The sequence below is a fragment of the Plebeiibacterium sediminum genome (assembly GCF_026013605.1).
Lineage (GTDB): Bacteria > Bacteroidota > Bacteroidia > Bacteroidales > Marinilabiliaceae > Saccharicrinis > Saccharicrinis sediminus.
The window spans coordinates 82,926-99,963 of the sequence record NZ_JAPDPJ010000016.1; the positions used below are offsets into that span (position 1 = coordinate 82,926).

Here is a 17,038-nt window from a genome sequence, read left to right on the forward strand (position 1 = left end):
AACAATTAGGTATTTTAGTAGGTTTGGTGATCAAGCTTTTTAAGTAGTGACAAAGATACTTTTTAAATAAACATACTAATGAACAATACAATATTTAACACAGTTACAATAGCTCCAACTCCATATAATAATACTTTAGAGAAGATCGTATTCTTATGTTTGCCCATTACTTTTTCAGAAGAAGTTAAATATACCTGCAAAAATATGGTTAATGGCAATTGAATACTTAAAAACATTTGAGAATAGATCAAACCATTAAATGGATTTGAAATCAGGAATATGATGATTAATGCCAAAACAAGAGATATGGCAACACCTAAACGAGAGTGATTATCTTTAATGTCGTAAGGTTCTTTAAACATACCTGCAAATATAGATCCTGCAGCCATACCTGATGTAACTGTTGATGCAATACCAGAGAACAATAACGCAACTGCAAAAACCATAGCTGCATGTTCACCTAAAAGAGGTGCCAACAATGAATTAGCCTGTTCTAGTTCCGTAACTTTTGTATGCGAATTAAAAAACGTAGCCGCTGCTAAAATAATCATGGCACTATTTATAGCCCAGCCAATTACCATGCTAAAAATCGTATCCAGATATTCGTATTTCAGTTGCTTTTTTATAACCTTATCATCTTGTAAGTTCCACTGCCTGCTCTGAATAACTTCTGAATGCAGAAAAAGATTATGTGGCATAACAACAGCTCCCAATACACTCATAATTACAACCATTGATCCTGAAGGAAATGATGGCACTACCCAACCTGTCATGGCTGAATTCCAATCAATTTCAACCAATGAAAGTTCATAAAGAAATGATAGCCCTATTACAGAAACAAAGGCTATGATCCATTTCTCAATCATTTTATAAGAGTTGGTAAAAAGCATTATAATTACAAAGATTGTAACCAGAACTGCCCCGGCTCTTATTGGAATATTGTATAACATGTTGAGCGCTATGGCGCCTCCAAGTATTTCTGCCAGAGAGGTGGATATGGAAGCCAGCATTGCTGATGACAATAATACACGAGAATACTTACGATTTACATATATAGCTGCTGCTTCTGATAAGCATAAACCTGTAGCAATACCAAGGTGAGCCACATTATGTTGCAATAAAATAAGCATTAATGTAGAAAGGGTTACCATCCACAAAAGAGTATAACCATAATCTGCACCAGCAGCTAAATTCGAAGCCCAATTACCCGGATCAATAAAACCTACTGTAACTAATAATCCGGGACCTATAAATTTAAAAATCTCCAGACCTCCGAATCTGGCTTCATAACCTTTACGGTCTATATTTCTTAAGAACTTAAACATATTGCAAAAAAAACATCAAAAATATTAATTTCGACTATATGATAGCATTGTTTAAAAGTTAATTATAGCTATTGTTGCTAAAAACATTTAAAATGTAATTGTGTTTAGATGCAACAAGATTAATAATGCGAATCAAAAGTTGGATTTACTCTATTCAAAAGACAGTAAGCCTGAATGGGCATTTTCCTCAAGGCCTTGGGGTGATACCCCAAGGTATGATACATAAGGTTATCAGTCTTTTAAACCATTACTATCAACGCTTGATTGACAGTAATAATAACTGCAAACCTTTATATGATTTACCGTATTTTACAGTAATCCTAACTTAAACGGTCTATTTATTATAAGTCCAGGATAATTCGTTTTTTAGTTCTTCCAACACATAATATACAATGGGACAAATCTCTGTATTTTGTATCATACCAGAAGATCTTTCAACAAAACCATCTAAATGTAAATAAGGGAATGATCTGCAAACCTGTGGTCTTACAAGATAAATCATACATTTTTTATCTTTTTGGTGCATACATTGTATACTGGGCTCGTACATCACCTTTTGTACCTGTTCTGGTTCCACAAAAACAATCAAATCCTGTTCTGATGCTGCCGGTCGGATATGATGACAGCAATTGCCACACTCTACACATTTTATCTCAGTTGACACGCAATCATTGATTTGATGAACCATTTTATCAATGGCTGCCGAATCCTGTGTTTTAAGATATTCAAAAAACATGCGGTTTTCCTCAAATTTATTTTGAGCAGCTTTTTCTATTCTTTCTAAGTCTAAATCAAATTGCATAAGTAAAATCGTTGTGTAAGTGAAGCATGTGCACAACGAATTCAATGTCGTGTAGTAAAAAAGATATCATCTTTAAACTAATGACAGAATCGTACGTGATACTCTTCTATCATACGGTTCATAAATAATCGATGCCAAAAGTAGTAAGATAATCTGATATGTCTACTTTTTATTGCATTAATTTGTTACAATCCTATTCTGTATAATTTGGCATTATTTCCATCACTAATGGCATACAAGGCACCATCTGTCCCTTGAAGAACATCTCTAATACGCTCATCTTCATCCTCCAGCAACCTTTCCTCTCCCACTACACGATTATTATTAATGACTAACCTGACAATATGCCTACCGCTTAATGCACCTATAAATAAATTATTATTCCATTCATCCATTTCTCCATTTTTATAAAAAGTGATTCCACTGGGAGAAACTGAAGGATCCCAATAATACACGGGTTGTTCCATGCCATCCTGACTTGTAATTCCTTGTCCCACCGGATTTCCACTATATTCCAAACCATAAGAAATTACTGGCCATCCATAATTACCCCCGGGAGTTAATAGATTAACTTCATCACCACCCATTGGTCCCATTTCTAATATCCATACATCATTTGTAATTGGATGAATTGCCAATCCCTGAACGTTTCGGTGCCCATAAGTAAAGATTTCAGACAAAGCTCCTGCCTGAAATTCAAAAGGCCCTCCGGATACCGCATTTCCATCCTTGGTAATATGAAGTACTTTTCCTAACGCAGCACCCAAATCCTGTGCTTTACCTCTTATTGAGGAAGAACCTCTTTCGCCGGTACTTATGAACATATTACCGTCATTATCCCAGGCAATTCTGGAACCATAATGTCCTACTCCGTCAAATTCAGGGTAAGCTGTATAAATGACTGTGGCATTCTCAATCCTAGTATCATCATCAGAAAGTCGCCCTTTAGCTACAGCGGTAGCATTGCCATCATTTACATTCCGTGCAAAAGTCCAGTACACCATTCTATTCTCAATAAAATCAGGATCAATAGCAACATCCAGTAAACCTCCTTGTCCCTCACTATTTACTTCAGGAATACCAGTAATAGCATCACTTACATTACCTAAAGCATCAATTATGCGCATTGCTCCGGCTTTTTCTGTTAATAAAATTCTACCATCCGGAAGATTGGTCATACCCCAGGGCTTACTTAACCCAGTGGCGATTACACTTATATTATATTCAGACTGTGTTTTTACTCCATTGATACGAGTTTGCCCTTCAAACGCCGGAACATAAACAGAATTGGGATTATTAGTTTCTACAGGAGGCAGCATTTCCTCTGGTATGGTGTTATCAGAATCATCCTTTTCTTCAGCATTGGAATCACTATCACAAGCTGATAACGTTGCTATAAATGTTACTAAAATGAATATAAACCATATTCTTAACCTAACCTTATTATCATTCCTTTTCATATACACCAATTTGATTCATATTGTCACTTGGAACTCATCTAAATAATCATCATGCATGAGTAAAGAGCATTCTCTTAAAGCTTTTCACATATCAACTAATCAGAATTATAATATAAACACATCATAACAAACTATAGTTCAAAAACTTCTTCAAATAAATCATTGGGTTCTATATGATATACAAATCTTTAATCACATTCATGGGTACAAAATTACCTGGTGAATTATTTAATTTTTTTAACAAAACATCAAACACACTTAGGGTGTTATATTGATGGAAACATTGGATGTTATTTTAAGTTAAAAGAAAAACATTAAGGATTCATAAGAAGTATATAATTCTATCTTTGGAAAAGTATTCTTAACCTCAGGTATTTTTATTTAGCTGACATATAATATTTTGGCATTACACCATAGAATTTAAAAACCAGGTTATAGTATAGAGAAGGACCAGATGTTTGAGTGATTAAAAGGAGAATGATGAGCAACACATTAATGAGTAACACAACAAAACGATTGGTATTAATCAATCGTTATTATAAAATAACACAGTTTTATCCCTTTATTAAAAACACCGCTTTTAAGGGTGCGATTGTGATGGCAGTTTTTATTTTACTATTGCTGGGATTGGACTTTTTTCTTATAGATCTTAATCTGATACTGAATCATTTGGTAGAAAATTATTCTGCTCAGGTTATTTTTCCATCTTTTCTTCTTTCCGAAACCATATTGGGATTGGTTCCTCCTGAAATTTTTATTGCCTGGGCATCAAAAGCAGCGTCTCCATGGATGTATTTATTTATTTTGGCAACCATGTCGTATATCGGGGGAATATTTTCATACTTTATAGGTAATCGCATCTCTCATATACCAACTATTAAAGCACATATAGAAAATAAAGTTGCCAAACACATTACTAACCTGCGCAAGTGGGGTGGTATTTTTGTTGTTTTGGGAGCAATATCACCTTTGCCACATTCTATGGTAAGTTTAGCTTCGGGATTAATCAAATACAGTTTTAAGCAGTATTTATTATGGGCGCTTTTCAGATATATCCGCTTTGCAATATACGGACTTCTGATTTTCAATGTTTTTATGGCTTAATAATGCGAATCAAGGTTGGATTTACTCTATTCAAAAGGCTGAATTGAAAATAGACGAAGTCAAAGCCAAAAACATCAAAACAAGGAACATCGCCCCTTGTATTAGTCTATAAGTAAATCTCAGGCTGTAAGCCTGAATGGGCATTTTAAACCATTACTTTTAACCCTTGATTAACAATAATAATATTCACTCCTGATTTAACAAAACAAAAGAATATAGAATTAGCATAAAACAAAATAGCATTACAATATAAAAAATGGGTGCTATAGTTTTATAACACCCATTTTGCTTTTTATATCATTATACCAAATAAACCATCTTAAATCTTAAAGAAACTGATATGCTTCTTTAAACTATCCGCCTGACTATGCAATTGCTCTGCACTGGCAGCAACTTCTTCAGAAACAGATGTATTTTGTTGCGTAACATTATTTAGTTCCTGAATAGCCATATTTACCTGATCCACACCACTGGATTGTTCTGTACTTGCAGCTGAAATCTCTTCCACCAAAGTGGCTGTTTTCTCAATCTCAGGTATAATAATATTTAGTCTTTCTTCTGTTTTTTCCGTTACGTTCACACTGTTTTGAGTTTGTACAACAATCTCTTCAGCAGCTTTCTTTGATAACTCTGCCAACTTTCGAACCTCAGCAGCAACAACTGCAAAGCCTCTACCAAATTCACCAGCCCTTGCTGCTTCCACTGCAGCATTAAGCGATAAGATATTGGTTTGCATGGCAATATCATTAATTACAGTGACTTTATCTGCAATCAATTTTGCAGCTTCAATACTTTGCTTTGAGGCATTGTTAACCTCTATGATTTCTTTTGTTGATCGTCTTGCATAACTTGTTGTTTCATTGGCATTAGTGGTATTGTTCTGAATATTACTTGCAATCTCTTCCATAGTTGATGAAACTTCTTCCAAAGAGGATGCCTGCTCCGAGGCACTCTGAGAAAGGTTTAAACTGGTGGCACTCAGCTGAGCACTTGCTGATGCAATTTGTTCTGCACTATCTATAATACCGCCAACAATTTCCTGCAGTCTGACTTTCATTTTATTAAAAGCCTCATACAACAAACCTATTTCATCATTACTAATATCTATGTTAACCTCCTGAACCAAATCACCCTCTGCAATGGTGTTGGCCATTTTTACCATCGCCCCTACAGGCTTAATTAATCGTGACACAAACCAAACAATACTCAGCAAACTAAGTATCAAAAGGATACTTCCAATAATAATTTGCCCCTTCATTAATTGGCGGGCTCTTTCCATTATTATGTCTCTGGATACAGAAAAACGTACCTGCCATGTAATTCCTGTACGCGCAATAAATAAAGGAACATGTACATTTAGATGGTCATCATCTAATTCAATAACAGTTTTTCCTTCTTTTATATTTTTCAATTGTTGCTGATAGGATTCCGGATAAAACTCTTTCACACTCTTCATAATCCAATCCGGATTATTTTTATTGGCAGAAAAAACACCTTCGTTTGAAACAATGCTTAATTGATAGTTTCCATCATAATATTCACCTTCAGCAACTTTATGTTGCATAAAATCAATAGGATAATCAATACCTGTTACACCTAAAAAAAACCCATTATTAATAATCGGAGTCATACACGAAACCATTGTAACATCAACTCCCTGTACAGGATAAACCACCGGTTCGGTTAAAAAATCAGTCATTCTTTTTTTTGGCTCCCAATACCACGGTCCCTTTTCTTCTGTTTCGTAATCTATTAATACATCCACAACGGCATGATTATCTTCTCCCTTGGTCAGATAAGCAAGAAAACGACCAGTAGCATCATAACCGGGCTTATTCATAAAGGCCTCATCTTTCCCATCAAAAGCCTGGGGTTCAAAAGCCAGAGTCAACCCTAAGAATTCCTGATTTGAATACAAAACTTTTTCAGCCAATAAAACAGCATCATCTCTGGAAATCTTTCCTTTCATCTTTTCATCACCTGAAACTGAAAATATATTAGCTACAGATCTGGAAATATCCATCGCTTCTTCAATCTCAATTTGAATTTTACCCGAAAAATCTTTAGCAATTGACAAGGCTTGATTTTTAGCAGAGGCAATGGCTTCATTGCGCGTAACATAAGCACTATAAGATATAATGGCTGCAACACTAACAAAAATACCAATAGAAATAGCGATACCTAATTTCTGCTTTAAGGGTGTAAATTTATCTTTCTTCATGTTTTCATAATTTGGACTATATTACCACACATAACCTGCAATATAAATCATACAGTTATACAAAACTACACTTTACAATGATTCTTTATGTATCATGTTGCATAAAGATTTTGTCTTTCTAAAGCATTTAAAGAGAAATTCCAACTACAAAGAATAAATCTTTAGCAAGAGGATTAACAATGAACGCCGTATTTAATGGTATAGAAAAGGACTCCGTTATTTTAATACTGCGTGAAGCTCCCAGCGATAAATTTACAATACCAGCCTTATCTCCATAATATCCTTCATCTACAGTTCCACCCATTGTTATTGACAGATCATAATCTCCTGCAGTAAAAGGATACATTAGTTCAAAGTATGATGAAAAATTCTGATCTCCATTTGCATCCAAATCAGCACCATAAACAAACGTACTACCTGTAATAGTCAATGGAAACTTTTCTACAGGTAATTGGTAACTGATATATGTTTCAATTAAATGAGGAGTCTCACCCTGTTCAAAATCAGTATAATCATTCATTGTTAAATCTGTTTCATCTTCTGTATAATAATCACTTAATCCAATGGTATAATTACCTGCGGTATAAGATAAAAACAGATCTATCTCAGCATAATTTTTAGATGTAGCATATGAACCCCACAATGTGGCAGAAAAACCACCTTTTGAGGCCGTTATATAAGGTTGTATACTTGGTGCATCGGTAAATAATAAGCCACGCCAAACGTATCGATTATAGAAGTCAACCCCTGCACTAACTTCTGTTTTGGTGCTCTCTTGCGACATGAGAGAAAAGGTCGCAATCATAAACATAATAACAAACGTAAATTTTTTCTTCATTACCTAGATTTAAGTTCAACGCTAAATACCGGATTTAGCTATTTAATTTAAGGAACTTTACGTCATTATTCAAGCAAGTGTTACAGGTTAATATGTTTTAAATATTTTGAACAATAAAGAGTAATCGTGCAAAAAAAGGCATAAAAAAACCGGATATCCTTTATAGATATCCGGCAGACTACATATGATAGGCGGATATTAATCCCACTTATTCTTTGATGATAATGCAATATTTCCACCTCCTGTGAAAATCAAAGCTACAGCTCCAAACAGGTATAAACCTAGTAATTCAACTGCCCATCCTCCATGTTCGCCCATAGAGAATATTTGTTGCGAATGCGCTAATAACATTGCCACTAAAGTATTAAAAGCAAAAATTGCAGCTGCTATTCTTGTTCTAAATCCAACGATTAAGGCCAGGGGAGCCAAAACTTCTCCTACTAAAACACCATAGGCAATAAAACCAGGTAATCCTTTTGATTCAAGCATTCCCTGAATAAAACCAATACCTCCTACAAGTTTTGCAAAGCCATGTAATAACATTAACAAACCTACTGATACCCTTAAAACTAGTAAACCTACATTAATATTCTTTGTCATCTTAAATTCTGTTTTGTTGTTTTTTTATGAACAAAAACTAATCAATGCTCTTTTTGTTCAAAGGAGCCTTTTATTTTAATATTTATTAACCAATATATTAATTGAAATAAGATGGAATAAGCTGACTTTACCTTCAGAAAATTCATTTCCTACAATATCTTATAGTAATAAAAAAAGCCTGCTGAATATATCAGCAAGCTTTATACTATTATTTTAGATGATCTATTATTCTAATATTTGATCAGGATATCTTATCCTACATTTATCCACTGCATTAATTGAGTAGCTATAATGGCACCATAAGTTCCTAAAGCATAACCCAATACTGCCAATAAAACACCTACGGGTGCCAATGCAGTACTAAAGGCTGAGGCAACAACCGGCGCTGATGCGGCTCCTCCCACGTTAGCCTGACTACCCACTGCAACAAAGAAGAATGGAGCTTTAATAATTTTTGCCATCAGCAATAAAACAGATACATGAACTGCCATCCAGATTAATCCTATTACAAAATAATGCAGATTTTGAAAAGCTTCAAGAATATTCATCTTCATACCAATAGTTGCTACCAGAATGTAAATAAATACACTTCCCAGTCTTGAGGCTCCGGCTCCTTCATACTTACGCAAGCCAGTAAAAGATAAAGCTAATCCTATAGTAGTGGCAATAACGATCAACCAAAAGAAGCCTGATGTTAGTGAATTCAGGTTATATTCATTTAAAACAGCAGTAAATTTCTGTAAATGACCTGAGATTATATCTGCTCCAAAGTGAGCAATGGCTGTAGCGCCAAAACCAATTCCTAAAATAACAAATACATCTGTTGTTGAAGGGATCTTAGCAATCTTGGAACGGTAATTCTCAACTTTCTTTTTTAATTCTTCTATCGCAGAATTATCTGCCTTTAGCATTTTGTCAATTTTATCACTAATTCCAGCTCCATACAACAAAAAGCCCATCCAAATATTAGCCACAACCACATCAATAATGATGAATGTTGAAAACAAATTATCACTACAGTGATAAATTTCTTTCATGGCAGTTTGGTTCGCTCCTCCTCCAATCCAACTACCCGCTACAGTTGATAAACCGCGCCAGATCTCTTCGCCTTCGGCTGCCATTTTAATTTCCGGGAAAAACAAACTTCCAATCCAAAGGGCAATAGGCGCTCCAATTACAATACCAACGGTTGCCGTTAAAAACATAATTAAAGCCTTCCAGCCCAGATTAATAATCCCCTTAAAGTCAATGCTTATACAAAACAACACCAAACTGGCAGGTAACAAATACCTTGAGGCTACAAAATACAGTTGAGATTGTTCTCCGGATATCAGACCTAAAGGCCAGTTAAATAATCCAGGAATAAAGTAACACAGCAATAACGCTGGCACATAGGTATAAAACTTTTTAAAAAATCTATTTTTGCTGTTTGAGGTTATAAAAATAACAGCCAGGATCATACATAAAATCCCAAATACGATTGCATCATTCTTAAATACTGGTTCCATGTGGCAATAATAGCACTTTTTTAATTATCTACCACTAACTAAAGTCATGATAACGAAACTGCAGCAATTCATCCTAACCATTTATTACATCATTATTATTTAGACAGTTACTAACATCTGGAATTTCAATAACTCTATATCTAAACCACAAGGGAGTAGTGTAGTTTAGATATATGAAGCAATTATTATTTGCAATTAATCAGGTATTGGCATGAATAGCCTGATACTTGCCGCTTAAATGCATTAAACTGAATAAGTATAACAATCCATCGTAATAAGGATCAAAATATCCGTCTTCGTAAGGTTCTAATTTTGCATTCCATAAAGCATTTACAAAGTCAAATTTGTCTTCATTATTATATATCAATTCAGTTGAAGCTGAAGTAGCCACTAACCCTAATGAATGTCTGAGTGTCTTTTTAAAATCACCAGCTTGTAATATAAAATCGGGAGTAGTTCCATCAAGGTTATACTGATCTAAAAATGTATCAATACCCTCTGACCTTAAAAAGTTTTGAATTCGCTGTGCATAGTCTGATTGCCATTCCTTATCTTTTCCAAACCAAATGTAATCCATAGAAATATTCATTGGAACACGCCACGAATCATACCTAAAAGCCGCTGGCATCCATGCTCTTGAATGAGGCTCTCCGTTGAATAATGTAAAATCAGCATTTAAACCTGTAGCCGATTTACATGCTCTATGTAAGAAAACTCTTGCTGTGTCAGCACAATCACGATAAAACTGCTCATGACCATCCTTTGCATAGTCGGCCCAAACTTCATAAAACGCCGGAACGTGATACGAAGGATCCGTCCATTCATATCCACCACCTGAAGGAACAAAGTTTATTTGTTTATGCTCCACATTAATAATATGATACACATCATTGGATCCATCCTTAGACCACATGGCATCTAATATTCGCTTTGCTTCGGCATGATAATTAATACCTGTATCATTTCCCCATCTGTTTGAAGCAAACAACAAACTTGTTACAAAATAAAGTTCTCCATCAGATGCAGAGCCTTGTGAGTTTAACTTCATGGCTACAGGATCAAAACTCCATCCAAAATAACCTTCTCTCGGACCATCCTGATGTTGCAAATATTGTTTTGACCAACGCCAAATACGATCAAATACATCTTTCTTATTTAACTGAACAGCAATCATCATTCCGTATGAAACACCTTCGGTTCGTACATCATGATTTTTGATATCTGATACATACCCCAGGGAATCTCCAACTTCGAAATAAATTTTATCCGGACCTTCAAATAAATCATAATAGGCTTTTTCTAATTTAGAATCAATTTCCTCCTGCTTATATCCAGCTTCTAAAAGTAGATTAGGGTATTGGTTGGAGTAATATGCACCTTTAGCAGGTTGATCTTTTTTGTTATTTGTGCTGGTTACACAACCTGATGTAGTTATTACTAAAAACATCAATACAAACAGTATTAAATTCAAATGAAGCTTTTTCAAAACAGAAGATTTTAAGTGTATAATAAAACATTAAATCTATTTACTTTTTTCATAAAAATCCAAGCATACATAAAGCATAGACTATGGAATTATTTTACAAAAAACACCGCTGAATTCAAGGTTCAAAAATTTACTCCTCTCTTATTGATATCTACTCATAAAACCAAAGTCCTAATAACATTACAGATTAAAGGATTTTTTGCATTGTAAAGCACCTCACAATAAATTGTTGAAGGTGGAAATTTTTAAATCTGATTTTATTTATATTTTAAATTAATTTTAAATAAGAAATAAACTAACACATTGAATATAAAGCAACATCTATTTTTAATTGTGTCTAATTCTTGAAAAAGAATATTCAATATTAACACTCCAAACATTGTGTATAAGCTATATTTATCATCAAACAATGCTTGAGAATAACGCACTCAGGAAACACAAATTAATCGTTAATAAAAGAATCAGATAGGTAAAATCTCTGAACTCAAATTTTAGATAAATGAAGCATTATTTTATAGGGATACTTTGGTGCATATTGGTTATTAGTTCGAGTCATTCCTTTGCTCAAAATCCAATTATAAAAAACCTGTATACTGCAGATCCATCAGCCAGAGTTTTTAATGGTAGAGTATATTTATTTCCATCGCATGATGTTGCCAATATGGGAAAAGGGCGTGAAAATTGGTTTTGCATGGAAGATTATCATGTATTCTCATCTGAAAACTTAACAGAATGGACTGACCACGGTGTTATTGTGCATCAAAAGGATGTACCCTGGACCAATCCAGAGTCTTATTCAATGTGGGCTCCTGATTGTATTTATCGAAATGGTAAATACTATTTCTATTTCCCTACCATAAATAAGAACAATACTGCACAAAGAAGTTTTGGTGTAGGCGTTGCCATAGCCGATGCACCTGAAGGTCCTTATTCCATAATGGAGCAACCCATAAAAGGAGTACATGGAATTGATCCCAATGTATTTATTGATAAAGATAACCAGGCCTACTTATACTGGTCGTCGAGGGATATATTTGTTGCAAAACTGAAAGACAACATGGTTGAGTTGGATTCCGATCCAATAACAATAGCAAATCTCCCCACTAAAGGTTTAAAAGAGGGACCTTATTTTTTTGAGAGAAATGGTCTGTATTATTTAACTTATCCTCATGTTGAGAATAATATTGAAAGACTGGAATATGCGATAGGTAAAACACCAACAGGACCATTTGAAGTGAAAGGTGTAATAATGGATGAATCTCCCACTGGATGCTGGACAAACCACCACTCCATTATTGAATACAATAATCAATGGTATTTATTTTATCATCACAACGACTATTCACCTGATTTTGATAAAAACAGATCAGCACGTATTGATAGCTTATTCTTTAAAGAAGATGGCTCCATTGTAAAAGTTAAACCAACATTACGAGGCGTAGGAATAAGTAAAGCCTCTGAAAATCTACAAATAGATCGCTATAGTGATATAAGCAAATCGGGTGTAAGTATTGATTTTATAGATACTAACAACACATTTAAAGGTTGGAAAGCCCAGCTTTTATCGAAAGACGCCTGGATTAAATACAATAGTGTAGCATTTGATATAGAAAACCTTAGTAAGGTAATAGTTAATGCACAAAGTGCTGTTGGGGGAATAATTGAAATCAGACTAGATAATCCTCAGGGTAAAGTTATAGCTTCTATAAACATTCCGGCCAATAAGGAATGGAAAATTTATGAAGCTCCTTTAGCAATAATACCAAAAGAAAGAGAAGACTTAGTTATATTATTAAAAAGTAATCGTGAAGTTGAAATCGATTGGATTAAATTTAAATAAAAATCAATATTCTATGACAAAGATGAAACAAATTAAAAACATTTTGCCTAAGGCTGCTTTAGCAGTAATGCTACTTGCCGGGTTTACAACCCAATCTGATGCAAAAGGTAAAAAAATGAAAAGCGAACCTGTTTTTTCAAATTTTGTTTACGAGGGTAACGACAAGATGTACAATGAAAATCCTTTAGAAGCAAATGAATTTTACAACCCGATTTTACAAGGATGCTACCCAGATCCTTCAATTTGTAGAAAAGGAGATGATTACTACATGGTAGTTTCTTCATTTGTAATGTTTCCGGGAGTGCCCATTTTTCATTCAAAGGATTTAGTAAACTGGACACAGATTGGTCATGTGTTAGAAACAAAATCACAATTACGTATTGCAGAACTTGGTATTAGCAGAGGTGTTTACGCTCCAACCATCAGATACAATCCGGGTAATGATACTTTTTACATGATTACAACACAGGTAGCCGGACAATTAGGAAATATGGTTGTTAAAACAAAAGATCCGCTACAAGGATGGAGTGAACCTATTAAATTAAATTTTGGTGGTATTGATCCTTCCATGTTTTTTGATGACGATGGAAAAGCCTATGTAATGCACAACGATGCTCCTGACAAAGGTAAAGAGCTTTACAACGGACATCGTGTTATTAAAATTTGGGAATACGATTTGGAAAAAGATCAGGTTATACCAGGAACTGACGTAATTATTGCTGATGGAGGTGTAGATATTACTAAAAAACCGATTTGGATTGAAGCTCCTCATGTATATAAAAAAGATGGCAAATATTATTTAATGTGTGCCGAAGGTGGCACAGGTGGCTGGCATAGTGAGGTGATTTTTATTTCGGATAATCCTAAAGGTCCTTATACTCCTGCTCCTAGTAACCCTATTTTAACACAGCGCTACTTTCCAAGAGACCGTGCCAATAAAATTGATTGGGCGGGTCATGCCGATATTGTTTTAGGACCTGATAATGAAAAATATTATGGGGTATTTTTAGCCGTTCGCCCTAACGAAGCTCACAGAGTAAATACAGGTCGTGAAACTTTTATGCTTCCTGTTGATTGGTCTGGTACTTTCCCTGTTTTTGAAAATGGATTGGTACCCATGGAACCCACTTTAAAATTACCTGCAGGGGTTGAAAATAAAACTGGTCAGGATGGTTTTATTCCTAATGGAAACTTCACTTACAAGGAGGACTTTAGTGCTGATCAATTAGATTATCGTTGGATTGGATTAAGAGGTCCTCGTGAGGATTTTATGGAAAAAACTAAAGATGGAATTAAAATCAATCCATTTGAAGTGAATATCAAAGAAGTAAAACCAACTTCTACCCTATTTTACCGTCAAATGCACCAAAGCTTTTCATATGCTGTGGATATGGCTTATAAACCAGAAACAGCAAAAGACCTTGCCGGAATTGTGGCTTTACAAAACGAAGCATCAAACTATGTATTTGGTATTACAGTAAAAGATGGTGATTATTATATTGTACTTGAACGCAATGAATGGCCAGGAAGAAGAGACAATAAAAAATCAACTGTTTTAGCGAGTCAAAAAATTGATTTAAAAGCTCCGGTTCGTTTAAAAGTTACAGCTGATGGCGACAAGTATGAATTTTCATACGCATTGAATGGTACTGATTTTGAAACAGTAGGTGGTACCGTTTCCGGTGATATACTTTCAACAGATGTTGCAGGTGGCTTTACGGGTTGTATTATTGGATTACACGCTACAAAAGCAAATGATATTCAACCATAAAACATCATAAAAGAATTACAATAGGTTACAAAATATAAATAGGCTGTCAATACTGGCAGCCTATTTTTGTGTCTATTAATGAACTCCAATTGGATCAGCATTACCATCAGGATCGCCTGATACGTATCCATCCCTTGATATGTTTCCCAATAATAGTATTCCTGCTGCATGGGGTGCAGCCATTGAGGTTCCACTTAAAGTTGCATATCCACCACTTTTATAGGTTGAATAAATATAGGTCCCTGGTTCACAAAAATCAACAGGAGGATTGTCGTAGTTTGAGTAACTCGACCATACATCACCTTCTCCCATTGCAGATATTGTATAAATATTTGCTCCATTTGCACTAGCCGGAGATTTTAAGGTGGCACTAGTACTTTCGTTTCCTGCTGCCAAAGCAAATTTAACACCTGTAGCCGCAGCATTTTCAACTGCAGTATTTAGAGCTTCAGAGTACCCTCCTCCCAAACTCATGTTAGCCACATCACCAGAAGAAGCATTTGCTGCAACAAAATCAACTCCGGCAATTATTGCATCATAGGTGCCACTACCTCTTCTATTCAGTACCTTTATTGGAACAATGGTTGCATTTGCCGCTACTCCAATTACTCCTTCATTATTATCAATTGCTCCAATAATGCCGGCACAGTGAGAACCATGTCCGTTATCGTCGTCAGGAGTTGCTGTTCTATCAACAAATGTAGCTCCTTTACCAGCATCTACATTTAAATCCGGATGATCCAAATCAACTCCTGTATCTATAACCCAGGCCGTTTTTCCGGTACCATCTACTCCTCCATTCACACGAATAACACCCCATGGTATATTTTGAGCTACAGTTTCAGGAACAGGTTTTTTCTTAATTTTCACATCGGGCTGAACCAAAGTTGCAACCTGATTTTCTTCGATGAATTTAACAGAAGCATCTGCTTGGAGTTTTTTTAACTGTCCTGGAGGAATTTTAACAGAAAAACCTTGAATAGCGGAACCATAAACATAGGTAATTTCACCATCTGTAATACCTGACCGACTTAATATTTTTTGACTTTTGGATTTAACTGCAACTTGTTTTTTCTCGTATCCTTTAAGTTTAACAAGATCTGCAACTAATTCCGCATCATCTAAAATTACAATGTAAGTTTTTTTAGATGTATCAGCTGATTTAAGCTCCATCCCTTCAGGATTAGATTCATCAACATTGCTGGTTTCACAGGCTGGAATCAGAAATAACAACGCTACAACTCCAAGTAAAAGGAAAAATGTATTTTTCATATACGCTAATATTTGTTTCATTTGGTCACATGGAACTCGCCATTTTAGTCATCTTCGTGTGTGAGAACTCCTTATCATGGCTCGTTTCATATTAAAAAATGTATGGTTAATACTATATTGTTACTTGAACTATAATTTAAGGAAATTAAAAAACAACTTCAAGTTAAAATTATCAGGCCCAAATTCAGGATTTGACAGTGTAGTGAAAAACATTACTGAGCAGAAGTATCTTTGTGTAAGTGAGTCATAAACCATCCAAACCTCCTTCCCTCCGTTCGTCATAGGGTCTCCCTATATTGCATTAATAAAAGCCTTTGGCCGTATTCAATATTTTGCTCATTATGTTTTTTACCTTGTACCTTTTTATCCTTGTTACCTTATATTCTGCTCCCTGAAACTGGTGCGAGCTTGTAGCTCATTTCCTTAAACATAAAGTAATGCAGCTATTGGCTATGCATCTTGTTTGTTGGCTCACCAGCTAATGCAGGAAGAACCCCTTGGTATTGAAGCATTAACTCTTTGTTGATAGTTTATCGCTTAGTGCTTAGGGCTTAGTGCAAAGTCTTTAGTACAAAGTCTTTAGTGCAAATAGAGTTTTACTCTCAGCTTGTAGTACTAAAGTATTTTGAAATATTCATCGAAAAAATAACAGTAATTTTACTGTTACTTTTTGCGATTGTAAATAGTTGTGTGATAGCGATATATAATTTTGGGTATCTGGAATTTTGATTTGTTTTACCCCCCATAATGCCTCAGAATTCCATTTTTTGCTAAAAATGGGGGTTTTGGATTCCACTTTTGGCCAAAAACG

The 17,038-nt window shown here is 34.9% G+C and carries 12 protein-coding genes; 3 read left to right on the top strand and 9 right to left on the bottom strand.

Annotated features, from left to right (window positions below; all coding sequences use genetic code 11):
- Positions 1–62: 62 nt before the first annotated feature.
- The 3 genes from OM075_RS09100 to OM075_RS09110 form a co-directional block, all read right to left on the bottom strand.
- Positions 63–1,325, bottom strand: a complete 1,263-nt coding sequence (locus tag OM075_RS09100) for an Nramp family divalent metal transporter (protein ID WP_301190187.1) — start codon at positions 1,323–1,325, stop codon at positions 63–65.
- Positions 1,326–1,659: 334 nt separating this feature from the next.
- On the bottom strand, positions 1,660–2,127 hold the full coding sequence (locus tag OM075_RS09105) for a YkgJ family cysteine cluster protein (protein WP_301190188.1): 468 nt from the start codon (positions 2,125–2,127) through the stop codon (positions 1,660–1,662).
- A gap of 185 nt (positions 2,128–2,312) precedes the next feature.
- On the bottom strand, positions 2,313–3,587 hold the full coding sequence (locus tag OM075_RS09110; protein WP_301190189.1) for a PQQ-dependent sugar dehydrogenase: 1,275 nt from the start codon (positions 3,585–3,587) through the stop codon (positions 2,313–2,315).
- 480 nt (positions 3,588–4,067) lie between these two features.
- Here OM075_RS09110 and OM075_RS09115 point away from each other — a divergent pair, with 480 nt between their 5' ends.
- Positions 4,068–4,691 carry a YqaA family protein gene (locus OM075_RS09115; RefSeq protein ID WP_301190190.1) on the top strand — a complete coding sequence of 208 codons (624 nt, stop codon included), beginning with the start codon at positions 4,068–4,070 and terminating at the stop codon, positions 4,689–4,691.
- Between the two features lie 319 nt (positions 4,692–5,010).
- Here the strand turns inward: OM075_RS09115 and OM075_RS09120 are convergent, their stop codons facing one another.
- From OM075_RS09120 to OM075_RS09140, 5 genes are all read right to left on the bottom strand, one after another.
- Positions 5,011–6,912 carry a methyl-accepting chemotaxis protein gene (locus OM075_RS09120; protein WP_301190191.1) on the bottom strand — a complete coding sequence of 634 codons (1,902 nt, stop codon included), beginning with the start codon at positions 6,910–6,912 and terminating at the stop codon, positions 5,011–5,013.
- A 127-nt stretch (positions 6,913–7,039) separates the two neighbouring features.
- The gene (locus OM075_RS09125; protein WP_301190192.1) at positions 7,040–7,750 is read right to left on the bottom strand and encodes a hypothetical protein; all 711 of its coding nucleotides are present in this window, start codon (positions 7,748–7,750) and stop codon (positions 7,040–7,042) included.
- A gap of 198 nt (positions 7,751–7,948) precedes the next feature.
- The gene (locus tag OM075_RS09130) at positions 7,949–8,350 is read right to left on the bottom strand and encodes a DoxX family protein (RefSeq protein WP_301190193.1); all 402 of its coding nucleotides are present in this window, start codon (positions 8,348–8,350) and stop codon (positions 7,949–7,951) included.
- Between the two features lie 251 nt (positions 8,351–8,601).
- Positions 8,602–9,858 (bottom strand): DUF819 family protein, encoded by a 1,257-nt coding sequence (locus OM075_RS09135; RefSeq protein WP_301190194.1) that lies wholly within the window; start codon positions 9,856–9,858, stop codon positions 8,602–8,604.
- A 199-nt stretch (positions 9,859–10,057) separates the two neighbouring features.
- Positions 10,058–11,344: a family 8 glycosyl hydrolase gene (locus tag OM075_RS09140; RefSeq protein ID WP_301190195.1), complete on the bottom strand. Its 1,287-nt coding sequence runs from the start codon at positions 11,342–11,344 to the stop codon at positions 10,058–10,060.
- A 499-nt stretch (positions 11,345–11,843) separates the two neighbouring features.
- Here OM075_RS09140 and OM075_RS09145 point away from each other — a divergent pair, with 499 nt between their 5' ends.
- The gene (locus tag OM075_RS09145) at positions 11,844–13,184 is read left to right on the top strand and encodes a family 43 glycosylhydrolase (RefSeq protein WP_301190196.1); all 1,341 of its coding nucleotides are present in this window, start codon (positions 11,844–11,846) and stop codon (positions 13,182–13,184) included.
- Between the two features lie 13 nt (positions 13,185–13,197).
- Positions 13,198–14,955, top strand: coding sequence for a glycoside hydrolase family 43 protein (locus OM075_RS09150; protein ID WP_301190197.1), 1,758 nt, complete (start codon positions 13,198–13,200; stop codon positions 14,953–14,955).
- Between the two features lie 75 nt (positions 14,956–15,030).
- Here the strand turns inward: OM075_RS09150 and OM075_RS09155 are convergent, their stop codons facing one another.
- The gene (locus OM075_RS09155; protein ID WP_301190198.1) at positions 15,031–16,227 is read right to left on the bottom strand and encodes a S8 family serine peptidase; all 1,197 of its coding nucleotides are present in this window, start codon (positions 16,225–16,227) and stop codon (positions 15,031–15,033) included.
- Between the last annotated feature and the right edge of the window lie 811 nt (positions 16,228–17,038).